This window comes from Pseudomonas fluorescens Q2-87, from assembly GCF_000281895.1.
In the GTDB taxonomy this organism is placed as follows: Bacteria; Pseudomonadota; Gammaproteobacteria; order Pseudomonadales; family Pseudomonadaceae; genus Aquipseudomonas; species Aquipseudomonas fluorescens_S.
Map to the genome: position 1 here is coordinate 2,618,937 of NZ_CM001558.1, position 15,508 is coordinate 2,634,444.

Annotated in this window: 9 protein-coding genes; 4 read left to right on the top strand and 5 right to left on the bottom strand. The window is 61.0% G+C overall.

Features of this window, described 5'->3' with window-relative positions:
• Both PFLQ2_RS15885 and uxuA read left to right on the top strand, forming a co-directional pair.
• Nucleotides 1-1,458, top strand: a complete 1,458-nt coding sequence (locus PFLQ2_RS15885) for a mannitol dehydrogenase family protein (RefSeq protein WP_003181047.1) — start codon at nucleotides 1-3, stop codon at nucleotides 1,456-1,458.
• An 18-nt stretch (nucleotides 1,459-1,476) separates the two neighbouring features.
• Nucleotides 1,477-2,652, top strand: coding sequence for a mannonate dehydratase (gene uxuA / locus PFLQ2_RS15880; protein ID WP_003181049.1), 1,176 nt, complete (start codon nucleotides 1,477-1,479; stop codon nucleotides 2,650-2,652).
• A gap of 226 nt (nucleotides 2,653-2,878) precedes the next feature.
• On the opposite strand, the gene PFLQ2_RS15875 is transcribed toward uxuA, so the two are convergent.
• The 5 genes from PFLQ2_RS15875 to PFLQ2_RS15855 all read right to left on the bottom strand — a co-directional run bounded on the left by PFLQ2_RS15875 (nucleotide 2,879) and on the right by PFLQ2_RS15855 (nucleotide 8,844).
• The gene (locus PFLQ2_RS15875) at nucleotides 2,879-3,982 is read right to left on the bottom strand and encodes a sigma-54 interaction domain-containing protein (protein ID WP_003181051.1); all 1,104 of its coding nucleotides are present in this window, start codon (nucleotides 3,980-3,982) and stop codon (nucleotides 2,879-2,881) included.
• Between the two features lie 195 nt (nucleotides 3,983-4,177).
• Nucleotides 4,178-5,209, bottom strand: a complete 1,032-nt coding sequence (locus PFLQ2_RS15870) for an HlyD family secretion protein (RefSeq protein ID WP_003181053.1) — start codon at nucleotides 5,207-5,209, stop codon at nucleotides 4,178-4,180.
• Between the two features lie 6 nt (nucleotides 5,210-5,215).
• On the bottom strand, nucleotides 5,216-6,772 hold the full coding sequence (locus PFLQ2_RS15865) for an MFS transporter (protein ID WP_003181055.1): 1,557 nt from the start codon (nucleotides 6,770-6,772) through the stop codon (nucleotides 5,216-5,218).
• Nucleotides 6,769-8,235 carry an efflux transporter outer membrane subunit gene (locus PFLQ2_RS15860; protein ID WP_003181057.1) on the bottom strand — a complete coding sequence of 489 codons (1,467 nt, stop codon included), beginning with the start codon at nucleotides 8,233-8,235 and terminating at the stop codon, nucleotides 6,769-6,771. The genes PFLQ2_RS15865 and PFLQ2_RS15860 overlap by 4 nt, the downstream gene beginning before the upstream one ends.
• Before the next feature lie 231 nt (nucleotides 8,236-8,466).
• Nucleotides 8,467-8,844, bottom strand: coding sequence for a response regulator transcription factor (locus PFLQ2_RS15855; RefSeq protein WP_003181059.1), 378 nt, complete (start codon nucleotides 8,842-8,844; stop codon nucleotides 8,467-8,469).
• A 391-nt stretch (nucleotides 8,845-9,235) separates the two neighbouring features.
• Between PFLQ2_RS15855 and PFLQ2_RS15850 the strand changes: the two genes are divergently transcribed.
• Nucleotides 9,236-14,707: a trifunctional serine/threonine-protein kinase/ATP-binding protein/sensor histidine kinase gene (locus PFLQ2_RS15850; protein WP_003181062.1), complete on the top strand. Its 5,472-nt coding sequence runs from the start codon at nucleotides 9,236-9,238 to the stop codon at nucleotides 14,705-14,707.
• Nucleotides 14,708-14,878: 171 nt separating this feature from the next.
• Complete coding sequence (locus PFLQ2_RS15845) at nucleotides 14,879-15,472, top strand: lecithin retinol acyltransferase family protein (protein WP_003181064.1); 594 nt, start codon at nucleotides 14,879-14,881, stop codon at nucleotides 15,470-15,472.
• Nucleotides 15,473-15,508 lie beyond the last annotated feature (36 nt).

Genomic DNA, 15,508 nt, shown 5'->3' on the forward strand with positions numbered 1-15,508 from the left:
ATGCTTGATGTGAAACTTGTTCCCAGCACGGGCGCCTCGCCGCAGATCGGTATCGTGCACCTGGGCCTGGGGGCGTTTCATCGCGCCCACCAGGCGGTCTACCTGCAGCGTCATCTCAATCGCCATGGCGAGAGCGAATGGGGGCTGTGCAGCGCCAACCTGCGCTCCAATCGCACACTGGTCGATCAATTGCGCGAGCGGGACGGTCACTATCACGTTGCCGAATACCGTGATCGCGAGCAGGTGACGCTGCGCGAGATCGGCGTACTGCGCGAGGCCTTGTACGTAGGCGAGGGCGGCCAGGACTTGGAATCGTTGTTACAGCGCATGGCCGCACCGCAGACACGGATCGTCACCCTGACCGTCACCGAAAAGGGCTATTGCCTGAGTCCATCCTCGGGACAGTTGCGCCGCGAAGATCCGCTGATTGCCCATGACATGGCTCATCCGCAAACGCCCCGTTCGGCCCCCGGCATCGTCCTTGAAGCCCTGCGTCGTCGCCGCGCCGCCGGCACTCCGGCCTTCACGGTGCTGTGCTGCGACAACATGCCGGACAACGGCCAGCGCACCCGCCAGGCGGTCAGTGCATTGGCGGCGATTCAGGATGCAGCCTTGGCGAAGTGGGTCGAGGAACAGGTAGCGTTTCCCAGTTCCATGGTCGACCGCATCGTGCCGGCCATGGATGGCGAATCCTTTCGCCGACTCGCGCAGGAACTCGACTGCCACGATCCGGCGGCGGTGGTGTGCGAAAGCTTCAGCCAATGGGTGATCGAGGATCGCTTTCCCCTCGGCCGCCCGGACTGGGAGCTCGAAGGCGTGCAGATGGTGGACGACGTGCGCCCGTTCGAAACGATGAAGCTGCGCATGCTCAATGGCAGCCATTCGCTGCTGGCCTATGTGGGATTGCTGGTCGGCCACGAAACGGTTTTCGATGCCGTCAGTGACGCGAACCTGCTGCGCCTGATCGGGCGTTACATGGCCGAGGAAGCCGCGCCCACCCTGGACATGCCGGCGGGTATCGATCTTTCAGTCTATGCCAATGACCTGAAGGCCCGCTTTGCCAATGACAGCTTGCAGCATCGCTTGCGCCAGATCGCCATGGACGGCTCGCAGAAACTGCCGCAACGCTGGTTGCTCGGGGCACAGCAGTTGCTCGATCAAGGGCGTGATATCGCTTGCATCGCCCTGGGTATCGCCGCGTGGATTCGCTATTGCACTCAACCGTTGCCTGGCCAACTGGCGCAGCTGATTGACGATCCATTGAACGCCACCTTTGCCGACCTGGCGGGGCGTTTCGAAGGCGAAGCGCTGGTGAAGGCCTTTCTTGAAGTGGATGAGGTTTTTCCGGCGCAGTTGTCGGCTCGTGCAGCCTTTCACGATGCCGTGCAAAGCGCCTATGCCGCCCTGGCCCGTGACGGCATGGGCAAGCTTCTAAGCACCTTTGCCGCACCCAACTGACAAACAAGGAGAAAAAATATGGAACAGACATGGCGTTGGTTTGGCCCCAAGGACCCGATATCCCTGGCGGACGTCCGTCAAACCGGTGCGACCGGCATCGTCACGGCGCTGCACGACATTCCTAACGGCGAAGTGTGGCCGGTGGAGGCCATCGCTGCGCGCAAGCAGATGATCGAGGACGCCGGCTTGAGCTGGTCGGTCGTGGAAAGCATTCCGGTGCACGAGGACATCAAGCGAGGTTGCGGGCGGCGTGACGAGTACATCGCCAACTACCAGCAAAGCGTGCGTAACCTGGCGGCTTGCGGCATCGATATCGTCTGCTACAACTTCATGCCGGTGCTGGACTGGACCCGCACCGACCTGACTTATGAACTGGCGGATGGCGGCTGGGCACTGCGGTTCGACCAGACTGCATTTGCCGCGTTCGACCTGTTCATCCTCCAGCGTCCGGGCGCTGAGGCCGAGTACGCTGCCGAGGATGTCCAGCAGGCCAAGGCCTACTTCGAACAGCTTTCGCCTACCCAGCGCGACACCTTGGTCGATACCCTGATCGCAGGCCTGCCCGGTGCCGAGGAGCATTACAACCTGGACAATTTCCGGGCCTTGCTGCGCACCTATGCCGACATTGACGAAGCCAAACTGCGTGAACATTTGGGTTATTTCTTGCGCGCGGTGATCCCGGTCGCGCAGGAGGTGGGTGTGCGAATGGCCATCCACCCGGACGATCCGCCCCGGTCGCTGCTCGGTCTGCCGCGCATCCTCTCCACCGCAGAGGATGCCCAGTGGCTGCTGGACGCTGCGCCAAGCCCGGCCAATGGCTTGACGTTCTGTACCGGTTCCTATGGCGTGCGGGAGGACAACGATTTGGTGGCGATGGCCAAGCACTTTGCTCCGTTCATCTACTTCACCCACCTGCGCTCCACCCGTCGTGAAGCGAACCCACGAAGCTTCCACGAAGCCCATCACCTGGATGGCGACGTCGACATGGTCGGGGTCATCAGTGCGTTGGTGGCTGAAGAACGCAGGCGTGAACGCGAAGGCGGCCCGCGCTTGCCACTGCGACCGGACCATGGCCATCAACTGCTCGACGACCAGCACCGCAAGAGCAACCCCGGCTACTCACTGATCGGCCGCCTCAAGGGCCTGGCCGAACTGCGCGGCGTGGAACTGGCCGTGCGCCGGCAACTGGGTTAGCCCTGTCCGGTTTGGCTGGGCAAGCCAGCCAAACCTCACCCAACGCTGGGCCGTGGCCGGGGGCAGGTGCTCGCTTGATTGTTCATAAATCCCCAGCCAACCCACCCAAAGCCGGGCCGGTGTTCTTGTGGTAAGGGCATGTCATGGCTGGCCAATACCTGCCTGCATATTCCACCGTTCCTCCAACCACCCCCAACCACCAGGGCTGAGTTGTAGGGATATACGTTCAGGTTGACAGGTTGATCACCTGGCCGTCCCGCGTGTTCAGCGACGGTCGGCGTTTGTTGACCACCAGTTCGCCGATCTGGATCAGCAGCGTACGGGTGACGTTGCGGCTCAGTCCCAACAAGCTCGCGGTGTGGACTTGATTGCAGTTGGCGTATCGGTAGGCGGTGCGCAACAGCTGCGCTTCGACCTTTTCATACAGGTCGCCATGCTCTTGCTCGAGCAGCTTTTCAAAGGCTTTTTGCAGCAGCGCGTCGGCCGTTTGGGGGATGGACGCTTGTGGGCTGTCTTGGCGTTCGATGCGAAAGTTCGACAGGTGCAGGTCCTGTTCGCCGATCACATTGTTGCGGCAGATCAGCAGCGTGTGATGGATGACGTTTTCCAGTTCGCGGATATTCCCCGGCCAGGAATAATCGAGCAATTTTCGTTGTGCCTGGGCATCCAGCGTCACTTCGCCGTGACCCAATCGGCGGCTGTACTGCGCAATGAAATGGCGTATCAACGGCAAGATGTCGCCGGGCCGTTCGCGCAGGGGCTTGAGCGCCAGGCTGACCACGTTCAGGCGGTAATAGAGGTCTTCGCGAAAGTGCCCGGCATTGATGGCTTTTTCCAGCTGCACGTTGGTCGCCGCCAGCACGCGCACATCGATCTTGATGCTCTTGCGTGAGCCCAGGCGAACCACTTCCCGTTCCTGCAACACCCGCAGCAGCTTGACCTGGATCGCCAGCGGCAAATCGCCGATTTCATCAAGGAACAAGGTGCCGCCGTCGGCCTCCTCGAACCAGCCGGCCTTGGCCGTCAAAGCGCCGGTGAAGGCGCCTTTTTCGTGCCCGAACAGTTCGGCCTCCACCAGCGACTCGGAAAAAGCCCCGCAGTTGACCGCAATGAACGGCTTGTCGCGACGGGCGCTGAGGTTGTGTACGTGGCGAGCCACCAACTCCTTGCCGGTACCGGTCTGGCCGATGATCAGTACGCTGGCATCACTGGGCGCCACTTGTTGCAGGTGGGCCAGCAAGGCGCGGGAGGTCGGGTCTTCGAAGACCTGGGCCGTGGCGCGTATCGAGGTGGCCAGGCCGGGAGAAGGGGGAAGCGTGAGGAGCTGCATGACGGTGGCCCGTTTAATGAAATTGCAGTGACTGAGAGGTGCTTGCCCGTGGTAACGACAGAGCGCACCGCGCGAGCCATTCGGCTTAAGGCTTAATCTAAATGATCTAAAAAACATAAAACAAATAACTTTAAGTTATTTGCTTAAGTCTTTAGCCCATACCGATGCCCCTCGTCTGCTGCTGTTGGCCTGTGGTTATGGAGCGGTTCGAATGTGCGGAGTGACAGACATGCCTACCCGTAGCCTGGCCGCTGCGGGCTGGTCGGGATTGAGGCGAATGCGCACCGGAATGCGCTGCACGATCTTGGTGAAGTTGCCAGTGGCGTTGTGCGGTGCGATGGCCGAGTAGCTGGCTCCGCTGGCTGGTCCGAGGCTTTGCACCGTTCCTTCCAGTGCCTGGCCCGGCAACGCGTCGACGTCGATACTCACGGCTTGGCTTGTCTCTACCTGGGCCAACTGCGTTTCCCGGAAATTGGCGGTGATGTAGACCGCATCGAGGGGCACGATCGCCAGCAACGGGCTGCCAGTCCTGACGAAAGCACCGACACGCACGGATTTTTGCCCGATCGTGCCGTCGAGCGGTGCGGTGATTCGGGTATAGGAAAGCTTCAATTCGGCGATGGCTTGTGCGGCCTGTGCATGGGCAAGGGCCGCCGTGGCTTTTTCCAGGTCGGCCTTGAGCACGTCAACTTGTTGCCGCGCCGCCTCCAGCACGGCTTGGCTCTTGTCTCGGCTGGCCGATTGAATGCTCAGTTGCGCTTCGGCCTGTTGCTGCGCTTGCACGGTTCCCGATCCGTCAGTGGCCAGGTTGCGATAGCGGGCATGGTTGACGCTGGCCAGCTTCAGCGCAGCCTCATCGGCGGCCAACGCGGCTTGGGCCTGGCGAATGGTGGCGTGCTGTTGGGTCAGGTGCGCTTGCAGGCTGGAAATGCCTGCTTGGGCGCTGGCGACCTGGGCTTTCGCCGCGTTCACGGCTGCGACGAAATCGCGGTCGTCGAGGGTGGCGAGCAGGTCGCCTTTTTTTACCCATTGGTTGTCCTCGACCGAGACCGTCTCGACTGTACCTGAGACCCGTGGCGCCACGACCGTGAAGTCGGCCTGGACATAGGCGTCATCGGTCGACTGTATCGATGCGCCGGATTCCGGACGATTGAAATAAACAACACCACCGATTGCCACGACGAGCAGCATGGCACTGGTGATCTGGGCTTTCTTTGGAAGGGCCATGATGGATTACCCGTAGGAGGAGGGTGACGAGGCGGCCTGGATGACAGGCGCGGGAATATGAGTCAGGCGAAGCACGAGGGGAATCAACAGCAGTGCCAGCACACCCAACACGCGATAGGCATCGGCGACCGACAGCACCAGCGATTGCTGGCCGAAAATGCCCATCAATTGTGACGGTTCAAGGCCTTGGGCATTGCTCGCCAGCGCTGCGTGATCGAGCAGCCTGTCGCCATGGAAACGGCCCCGCAGCGTAATGAGCTGTCCCACCACCGCCGCACCGAACAACGATCCGAAGGCTCGCAACGTGTTGATGGTCCCGGACACGTAGGGCCCTTCGGCGGGCTGCACCACGCTGGTGATCAGGAACAGCATCGACACCACCGCCATGGGTTGTCCAAAGGCTTGCAGCGTCTGCGCCAGGACAAACTGGTCGCGGTTCCAATCGCTGGTCAATTGCGCGCCGCAAAGGCAGGCGAGGGCGATCAGCAACAATCCCAACGCGAACACATGGCGTGCATCGACCCACTTCTGGTACAGCAGCAGCGCCACCACCGGACCGAGGATCAACTGCGGCAGCGCGACGATCAGGCCCGTCGAGGCCATCTGCAAAGGACGATAGTCCTGTAGTGGGCCGAGATAGCTGGCCGGCAACAGCGAGCTGGACATCAGCACCACCAGCAGCGAGACGAACAGGGTGCAACCGAGCCCAAGGTTGCGGCGTCCCAGGATCTGCAACTTGATGAATGGCGAGGGGTGATACCACTCGGTGATCAGGTAGACCGTCAGCAGGGCCAGGCCGGCGACCAACGAAGCACTGATCAATGACGAATTGAACCAGTCCAGCCGCACGCCCTGGTCCAGTGCGATGGTCAGCAGTCCGAACGCGAATACACCGCAAAGCATGCCGGGCCAGTTGGCTTGCCTAAAGCGTGGGATTTGGATCGGTTCCTGGGGCAAGCCCCAGGCAATCAGCCCGGCAGCGATCAGGGCGAGGGGAATGATCTGCCAGTAAACCCAGCGCCAGTCATACAGCACATCCGTCCAGTGCCCGGCGAGCCAGATGGACAGATTGGGCGCGAAGGTCGCCGTCATCGCATACATGGCCAACCCATACAGGCGGATGGGCGGCGGCAGGAATTTCAGGGCAGCCATCATCAGCAACGGAATTGTCGTGCCGCTGGCAAGACCCTGTGCGAAGCGCAAGACCAACAGCAGATCCAGGTTGTGGATGAAGGGCAGGATCAACGCCAGCAGCGAACACGTGCCGAGCATCCACAATTCCAGACGGCGGACCGAAAGCGTAATGGCAAACCACGCCGAAAACGGCATGGCGATCAGTTCCCCGGCGCTGTACGCCGTCGTGAGCCAGGAGGCATCGTCGAAGCCCAGGCCCATGGCGCCTCTGACATCGGCCAGCGCCAATGCGCCGACCCGAGTGTTCAACCCTGCCATCATGGCCGCAATAAAGATGCCCAGGAGCCCGACCAATGGGCGCTTCGAAGGCTTGGCCTGGGTGGCTTCGCGCGCCACGACATGGATGGGCGACGGTGCGAGGCTGTTCATTGGACCGCCTCCGGCACCCAGCCACCGCCCAGGGACTTGTAGAGATTGACCACGGTCAGCGTGGCATTGGTCGTACTGTCATTGAGACGGGTCTGGCTGGAAAGCAGGTTGAGTTGCGCCGTCAGTACACTCAGATAATCGGTGGCGCCTTGCTGGTAGCCTCGTTCGGCCGCATGCAGTGCCTGCTTGTTCTGCTCATAGGAAACCTGCAAGTCAGCGTGCTGACGTTGCTGGGCGGCCCAGGCGTCCAGGGCGTTATCCACCTCGTGCCAGGCACGCAACACGGTTTGCCGATAAGCCAGGGCAGCGCTTTTTTGCCGTGATTCGTTCAGCGCCAGGCGCTGGACCAGCCGTCCGCCCTGGAAGATCGGCAGGTAGACCGTTGGGCCGACTGAAAAGAAACGCGAGTCCCAACTGGCGAGATCGCCACCCTCGAAGGCTTCGACGCCGATTTTTCCTTTCAAACCGATGCGTGGATAGAAATCCGCCTTGGCCACGCCAATGGCCGCGGTGGCGGCATGCAGCTGTGCTTCGGCGCGAAGGATGTCCGGACGTCGGCGGGCCAGGTCAGACGAGACGCCCACCGGAACGCGAGCAGGTAGCGAAGGCAGAGGCATGGCCGTGCGCAGTTGCGCGTCGAGGGCCCGGGGCTGTTCTCCCATCAATAACGCCAGCGCATTCATCTGGGCGTTGCGACGCTGGCTCAGCTCTGGCACCAGGGCCTTGATCGTTGCCCATTGCGCATGAGCGGAAGAGGTTTCAAAGCGCGTCGCGACGCCGTTACGTTCGCGGCTTTCGGCCAGGCTGAGGGTCCGTTCGGCAATCGCCAGGTTCTGCTCGGCGATGTCCAGTTGAGCCTGGGTTCCGCGCAGTTGCAAATAGGTTCGAGCCACTTCGGCGGACAAGGCCACCCGCGCAGCTTCACGGTCATACACCGTGGCTTGCAGGCTCGCCGCGGCACCCTCGCGCAGGCGCTGGGCGCGGCCCCACAGATCGATTTCCCAACTGGCGTCGAAGCCCAACTGCCAGAAATTGCTCGGGTCAGTCGGGGCGCCCAGTGCGGCAAACCTGCCGTTTTCGCTTAGCGCCTCACGGGTGTAGCTGGCGTTGGCGCCGACGCTGGGTAGCAGTTGTGAAGCGGCAATCCCCAGCTGAGCCCGGCTTTGTTCGATGCGTTCGGAGGCCACTTGCAGATCGAGATTGCCCATCTGTGCGCGAGATTGCAGCTGCGTGAGCATTGGGTCGTCGAACAGCAGCCACCATTGGCTTGGAACAGCGGCTTCGGATGGCGGGACGACGCTTTCGTATTCTGGCCGCGGCGTCAGTTGCACGGCCTCAAGCGTGCCCTGCGGTTTCATGAAATCCGGGCCCACCGTGCAGCCGGCAAGGGAAACTGCGCCGAGCAGGTTGATCGCGCCCATGAGTTTCAAGATGCATCGAGGTGAATCGAAGAAGGCCAACATAGCCCGGTCCCCCGAAAGGTCGCAGTGTTGCTCGGTAAGCGCAAAAAGGGCGGTGGCCGGGCACGAAGTGCAGAGGTTGGTGTTTGGTCCAGCGAGTGGCCCGCTGTGAGGTCATGTTAGGGGTGGATGCAGGCGGGGGGCACCTCTACCTCGGTTCAGTCGCGCCATACATAGGTGGTGCATGGCTATACCAAGGTATACCGGGCGCAAGGGGGGCATTGCGCAGCCGTCTCAAGGTCGCTGGCGCAGGGCGACTTCGATGCAGTTCAACAATTTATTGGCATCACAGGGCTTAGGCAGGCACGCGATCAGCCGCGGTGTGTTGGCGCCGAGGCTCGGATAAGCGGTGATGAATATGGTGGGGATCCGAAAACCCATCGCGTCGAGCCGCTCATGCAATTGCACGCCGGTCATGCCTGGCATCTGGATATCGGAGATCAGGCAGTGCGTCTGCGCTGGGGCTTTGGCGTCGAGAAAGGCTATCGCGCTGGGATAGGTCTGGACTTGATAACCGCTGGACCGCAAAAGGCTTTTCAGGGCGATGCGAACGGATTCGTCATCATCAACCACGGCAATGGTCGTCGTATTGCGCATCGGCATGTCATGCATAGGAGTCGCTCGTAACAGCGCCTGTCGTCGCTACAACATACGCGCTCTCATGAGGTGAAAAAGTATACCTGTGTATGACGCGCTAAACCCTAAGGGTGGAGGTGAGCCGCTGTTCACTCGCGTATAACGGCGCGCAGCCAGGGTGTATTGACCAGTGGAAATTCACTGTGAAGGGCTTGCGCGAGGCGCTAATCTAGACGGTGGCAACACAACCGTTTTGGATCCCGACGCCGCCTCCCGTCGTCGGGTATCCGGCGCAGCCACGGAAGCCGCCTGTCTGGCGACCACATCGGCACCTGCGACACGGCACTGGACGACAGCCCAACGGCAAAATGCGGCAGATAACAACCTGCATCAATCTACATAGCGTTCCTGTGCCGGTGATAAGAGCATGCAAATACGATGGGACGATGGTGAGCGTATCTTCTGTCGGGAATTACGTTCAGGGGTAGACGGCGATTGCAACGTCCTGGTTGTGCGGCCCGCCGCCGAGCAGCCGCGCCCTGGCTGTCTTGAACGTCTCGCCCACGAGTTTGGCCTGCGGGACGAGTTGGACGGTACCTGGACGGCTCAACCGCTCGAGCTGTTGCGCGAAGGCGCGCAGGTGCAACTGGTGCTGGAGGATCCGGGTGGCGAGCCGCTTGTCCAGCTGTTGAGCGCGCCCATGGAGACAGGCATGTGTTTGAGTCTGGCCGTGGGCATCGCCGTGGCGTTGGGCAAGCTCCACCAGCGGGGCCTGGTTCATAAAGACATCAAGCCCAGCCATATCCTGGTGAACTGCGCCGATGGGCAGGCCCGGCTCACCGGTTTTGGCCTTGCCTCGCGTTTGCCCCGCGAGCGGCAGGCGCCCGAGACCCTCGCCGGTACGCTCGCCTATATGGCTCCCGAGCAGACCGGCAAGATGAATCGTTCGATCGATTCGCGCAGCGACCTCTATTCCTTTGGCGTCACCCTTTATCAAATGCTGACGGGTTCACTGCCATTCATGGCCAGCGATCCGATCGAGTGGGTGCACTGCCATATCGCCAAGAAACCTTTACCTCCTCGTGAGCGGGTGGCAACCGTTCCCGAGGTGCTTTCACGTATCGTCATGAAACTGCTCGCCAAGACCGCCGAGGAACGCTACCAGACGGCGGCGAGCGTTGAACACGACCTGAAACGATGCCTTGAGGACTGGCAGCAGTCGGGCCAGATCAGTGCCTTTGCCTTGGGTGAACATGGCGCGTCCGACCGGCTGCGGATTCCCGAGAAACTCTATGGCCGCGAGCGCGAGGTCGACACCCTGGTTGCCGCGTTTTCCCGGATCGTTCACAGCAGCGCACCGGAACTGGTATTGGTCACTGGCTATTCAGGTATCGGCAAGTCCTCGGTGGTCAACGAACTGCACAAGGTGCTGGTGCCTCCTCGGGGGCTTTTCGCCAGCGGCAAGTTCGATCAATACCAGCGCGACATTCCTTATGCGACGCTGGTGCAGGCTTTCCAGAGCCTGGTCCGCACGCTGCTGGGCAAGCACGACGCGGAACTGGCGAACTGGCGCGAGGCGTTGCAGCAAGCGTTGGACGCCAATGCGCGGCTCATCACCGACCTTATTCCGGAGCTCAAGCTCATCATCGGTGAGCCGCCACCGGTTCCGGCACTTGACCCGCAACAGGAACAGCGTCGTTTCCTCCTTGTGTTGCGGCGTTTTATCGGTGTGTTTGCCAGGGAAGATCATCCGCTTGCATTGTTCCTCGATGACCTGCAATGGCTCGACGCGGCAACGCTCGACTTGCTGGAGGATCTGCTGACCAGCTCCGATGTAAGGCACCTGATGCTGGTGGGGGCTTACCGCAGCAACGAAGTGGACGCCACGCACCCGCTGACGGGCAAGCTGCAGGCCATTCGCAACGCGGGCGGCAAGGTCAACGAAATCATGCTGGCGCCGCTCGCCAAGACGCATATCGAACAATTGATCGCCGAGGCGCTGCATGACGAGCGTGAACGCATCGAGCCACTGGCACAGTTGGTGCTCGACAAGACGGCGGGCAATCCGTTCTTCGTGATCCAGTTCCTCCAAGCGCTCGCCGACGAACAATTGCTGACTTTCGATCATGAGGCGCGGCAGTGGTGGTGGGATCCGGACCGCATCCATGCCAAGGGCTACACCGACAATATCGTCGACCTCATGGTCGGCAAACTGATCCGCCTGCCGGTCGAGACGCAGCAAGCGTTGCAGCAGCTGGCCTGCCTGGGCAGCGTCGCCGGGCTCAAGGCGCTGTCCACGGTCCTGGGCGTCCCCAAGACGCAGGTGCGAGCGGCGCTGTGGGAAGCGGTTCGCCAGGAACTGGTCGAGCGGCTGGACGGCGCCTATGGTTTTGTCCACGACCGTATCCACGAAGCCGCCTATTCACTCATACCCAAGGCTTCCCGTGCCGAGGTGCACTTGCGTATCGGGCGGCAATTGGCCGCACAGATGTCCTCGCGCGGGCTTGAAGAGGCGATTTTTGAGATCGTCGGCCAGCTCAATCGCGGCGCGGCGTTGCTGACCGACCCGGCTGAGCGAGAGCAGTTGGCACAATTCAACCTCATGGCCGGCCAGCGTGCGAAGGCATCGACGGCCTATGCGTCGGCACTCAATTATCTCGCTAGCGGGGCCCAGCTGTTGGATGACGATTGCTGGACGCGTCGCCCCGGGCTGGTTTTCGCGTTGGAATTGAACCGGGCTGAGTGTGAATTGCTCACCGGGCAGCTCGCTGCGGCGGATGAACGCCTGACCCTGTTGTCGAGTCGCGCTACGACGGTGAACGACCGTGCCAGTGTTGCATGCCTGCTGATGGACGTTTACCTGCTCCTGGACCGCAGCGATGGGGCGGTTACTGTTTGTCTCGCCTACCTGCGGCATGTGGGCATCGAGTGGTCGGCGCATCCGAGCGACGAAGACGTGCGCCGCGAGTATGACCGTATCGGTGCGTTATTGGGCGGGCGGGCAATCGAGGATCTCATCGACTTGCCGATGATGGAGGACGCGACGTCGCTCATGACCGTCAATGCCCTCGGCAAGCTCTTCGCACCGGCCTTGCAGAGCGATGCGAACCTGGCGGACCTGCTGATTTGCAAAGCGATCAACCTGAGCCTGGAGGGAGGCAATTGCGACGCTTCCTGTGTGCTTTACGCGAATTTTTTCCGAGTCGCCGGGCGGCGGTTCGGTGATTACCAGATGGGGTTCCGGTTCGGCCAGCTCGGCTGCGACCTGGTTGAGCACCGCGGCTTGAAGCGATTCGAGCCCAGCACCTATCTGTGTTTCTCGTGTTTTGCCGTGCGCTGGATGAGGCCCGTCGGGCAATGCCGAGACTTGCTGCGTCGTTCGTTTGCCGCAGCAAACCGGATCGGCGATCTGCCCTACGGCGCCTACGCGGGCAATAACCTCACCGCCGATCTGCTCTTTGCTGGCGAGACGTTGTCCGACGTGCAGGGCGAGTCCGAGCGCGGCCTGGCTTATGCGCGTAAGGTGCGCTTCGGGTTGGTGGTCGATTTCATCCTCACGCAACTGATGCTGATCCGAATGATGCGCGGCTTGACGCCCACGTTCGGTCGATTGGACGACGGCGAATTCAATGAGCGGGAAACTGAGGCTCACTTGGCCAGCAATCCGGACCTGGTCCTGGCCGAGTGTCTGTATTGGGTTCGTAAACTGCAGGCCCGCTACATGGCCGACGAACCTCAAGCGGCGTTGGAAGCTGCCGCGCGGGCACAGCGCTTACTCTGGGTTTGCCAGGCATTCTTCGAAGAAGCCGAATATCATTTTTATGGCGCGCTGGCCTGCGCCGCCTGCTGCGACAACGCCCCGGAGGAGAAGTACAAGCACTACCAACTGACGCTGACTGCCAGTCATCAGTGGCTACAGAACTGGGCACAGCAATGTCCGCAGAACTTCGCGAGCAGGGCGCTGCTGGTCGGCGCCGAAATCGCCCGTGTCGAAGGGCGCGTGGTCGATGCCCAGTTGCTCTATGAACAAGCCATAGAGGCTGCGCAGGAGAGCGGCTTTGTCCATATCGAGGCGCTTGCCAACGAGCTCGCAGCGCGTTTCTATACGGCGCGCGGCTTCGCCAAGATTGCCCGTGTCTACTTGCAGGACGCCCGTTACGGCTATCAGCGTTGGGGCGCCGATGGCAAGGTCAGGCAACTTGAGGGCCGATACCCGTCGCTGAGGACTGAAGCGCCTGCGTTCGGCCCGACGACCACAATAACGACACCGGTTGAACATCTGGATTTTGTCACCGTGCTGAAGGTCTCCCAGGCGTTGTCAGGCGAGATCGTCCTGGAGAAACTGATCGATACGATCATGGCCACGGCAATCGAGCAGGCCGGCGCCGAACGTGGGCTGTTGATTCTGTCCGACGGCGCTGAGCAGCGGATCGCCGCCCAAGTGATCGCTGGCGACAACACCACCCAATTGCGCGATGCGCCGGTGAGCGCGGCGTTGCTGCCGGAGTCGATTCTCTATCATGTCCTGCGTACACAAGAGAGCGTGTTCCTCGACGATGCCGCGGTCGATGCGCCATTTGCCGCGGATCCCTATATCCACCAACAACAGGCCCGTTCGATTCTCTGCCTGCCGTTGATGAACCAAGCCAAGCTCGTCGGCGCCCTGTATCTGGAAAACAATCTTGCCGCCCACGTGTTCAGCCCGAGCCGGATCGCTGTGTTGAAGTTGGTGGCTTCCCAGGCGGCCATCTCGCTGGAAAATGCCCGTTTGTACCGCGAGGTCGCTGAGCGCGAGGCGAAGATTCGGCGCCTGGTGGACGCCAATATCATCGGCATCCTGGTCTGGAATGCCGACGGCGATATCATCGAGGCCAATGACGCCTTTCTTCGGATGTTGGGATACGAACGGGACGACCTGACCTCGGGGCGCTTGAGTTGGCGAGACCTGACGGCACCGGAATTTCGAGAGTTCAGCGAGCGTTCATTGGCGCAGGCCCTGGAGACCGGACACGCCCGGCCCTACGAGAAGGAATATTTCCGCAAGGACGGCAGCCGATTGCCGGTCATCGTCGGTTTGGCGATGTTTGAGGCCGGCAGCCGGGAAGGGGTGGCCTTTGTGCTGGACCTGACCGAGCGCAGGCAGGCGGAAGAAAAAATCCGCGAAAGCGAGCGACGCTATCGTGAGGTGCAAACCGAACTGGCCCACGCCAATCGTGTCGCCACCATGGGCCAGTTGGTGGCTTCGATTGCCCATGAAGTCAACCAGCCGATTGCCGCCGCCATCCTCAATGCCGATGCCGCGCTGCGTTGGTTGAATGCCCAGCCGCCTGAACTGGAGGAGGTTCGACAGGTGTTGGGCCGGCTCATCATCGATGCCAATCGCGCGGCGGATGTGTTGGGGCGCATCCGGGGCCATATCCGCAAGGCGCCACCACAAAAGGAACCAATGGATATCAGGGCCGCCATTGACGAGATGATCGAATTCACCCGTGGCCAGGTCATCAAGAGCGGCGCCTCGATCCAGACCCGACTTGCCGACCGCTTGCCGCTCATCAAGGGCGACCGTGTCGAGCTGCAACAGGTGCTGCTCAACCTGATCGTGAATGCACTTGAGGCGATGAACAGCGTCCCTGAAGGCGAACGGCACTTAACGATCTGCGCAACGTTGCAAGATGTGGGTTGTGTGCTGGTGAGTGTGAGCGATTCGGGGCCAGGGTTCGCCTCGCAAAGCGTCGAGCAGGCGTTCACGTCGTTCTACACCACCAAGCCGACCGGACTGGGCCTGGGGTTGTCGATCTGCCATTCGATCATCGAGTCCCATGGCGGCTGCTTGAAGGCAACCATCAACCCACCTCGAGGGGCCACGGTTCAGTTCACATTGCCGGTTGTGCAGGGGTGAGCTCGTTTATCGGTGCCAGGCCATGACAAAGCTGGCGGGCAGTGGCGCTGTTCGCTTAATACTTAAGTTTTAAGCCCGCATATCAATAGGTCGCTTGAACCAATCTTACGTACACATGATGCGCCGCAACCTTGGCGATACAGTGACTTCAAGGGTTGCGGAGCATCAGCCATGAACTATTTAACCAGCCGGGCAATTGATGAACGTTCTGCACTTCGTTCAATAGCGCTTGTTTGCATGGCGCTCTTAACGACGAATGCTTGCTATCGCGTGAGTATCTCGATACCTGAGGGACGACTTCCCGCAGAAACTCGCAAGTGCGACACGACTGACGGCTTGGTGAAGTTGGTCGATCTTGAACAACCGACGAACAACGTACCGATAGGTGCGCATCTGATCAGCCCACGCGGTTTCTACCTGCACCATGGGATATACCTGGGCGACCATGACGTCGCTCATTATTCCGGGTTCAGCGGTTCGCTCAGATCCGGGCCCATCGAAGTGACCGACCTGGAGCATTTCGCCAACGGCAAGCCGATCTGGATGTTGCCAGAACAGGGTCAGTATTCCTGCGATGAAATTGCCCAGCGGGCGCGATCGAGACTCGGTGAGAATCGTTACCGCATTCTCTCCAACAACTGCGAGCACTTTTGCAACTGGTGCGTCAGCGGCAAAAACTACAGCCTCCAAGTCAACGCTTACTTCAAGCGGCCCCGTTATCTATTCGCTTTTATTTCGGCGTTGGAGCCGTATCTGATTGCCTGATTTTTGGCCCAGGGCAGGGGGACTTGCGAGCCCATT

Excerpts from the sequence above, each read along its gene's own strand:
- PFLQ2_RS15885 (WP_003181047.1), top strand. The coding sequence starts at position 1 with ATGCTTGATGTGAAACTTGTTCCCAGCACGGGCGCCTCGCCGCAGATC.
- uxuA (WP_003181049.1), top strand. The coding sequence starts at position 1,477 with ATGGAACAGACATGGCGTTGGTTTGGCCCCAAGGACCCGATATCCCTG.
- PFLQ2_RS15875 (WP_003181051.1), bottom strand. The coding sequence starts at position 3,982 with ATGCAGCTCCTCACGCTTCCCCCTTCTCCCGGCCTGGCCACCTCGATA.
- PFLQ2_RS15870 (WP_003181053.1), bottom strand. The coding sequence starts at position 5,209 with ATGGCCCTTCCAAAGAAAGCCCAGATCACCAGTGCCATGCTGCTCGTC.
- PFLQ2_RS15865 (WP_003181055.1), bottom strand. The coding sequence starts at position 6,772 with ATGAACAGCCTCGCACCGTCGCCCATCCATGTCGTGGCGCGCGAAGCC.
- PFLQ2_RS15860 (WP_003181057.1), bottom strand. The coding sequence starts at position 8,235 with ATGTTGGCCTTCTTCGATTCACCTCGATGCATCTTGAAACTCATGGGC.
- PFLQ2_RS15855 (WP_003181059.1), bottom strand. The coding sequence starts at position 8,844 with ATGCATGACATGCCGATGCGCAATACGACGACCATTGCCGTGGTTGAT.
- PFLQ2_RS15850 (WP_003181062.1), top strand. The coding sequence starts at position 9,236 with ATGCAAATACGATGGGACGATGGTGAGCGTATCTTCTGTCGGGAATTA.
- PFLQ2_RS15845 (WP_003181064.1), top strand. The coding sequence starts at position 14,879 with ATGAACTATTTAACCAGCCGGGCAATTGATGAACGTTCTGCACTTCGT.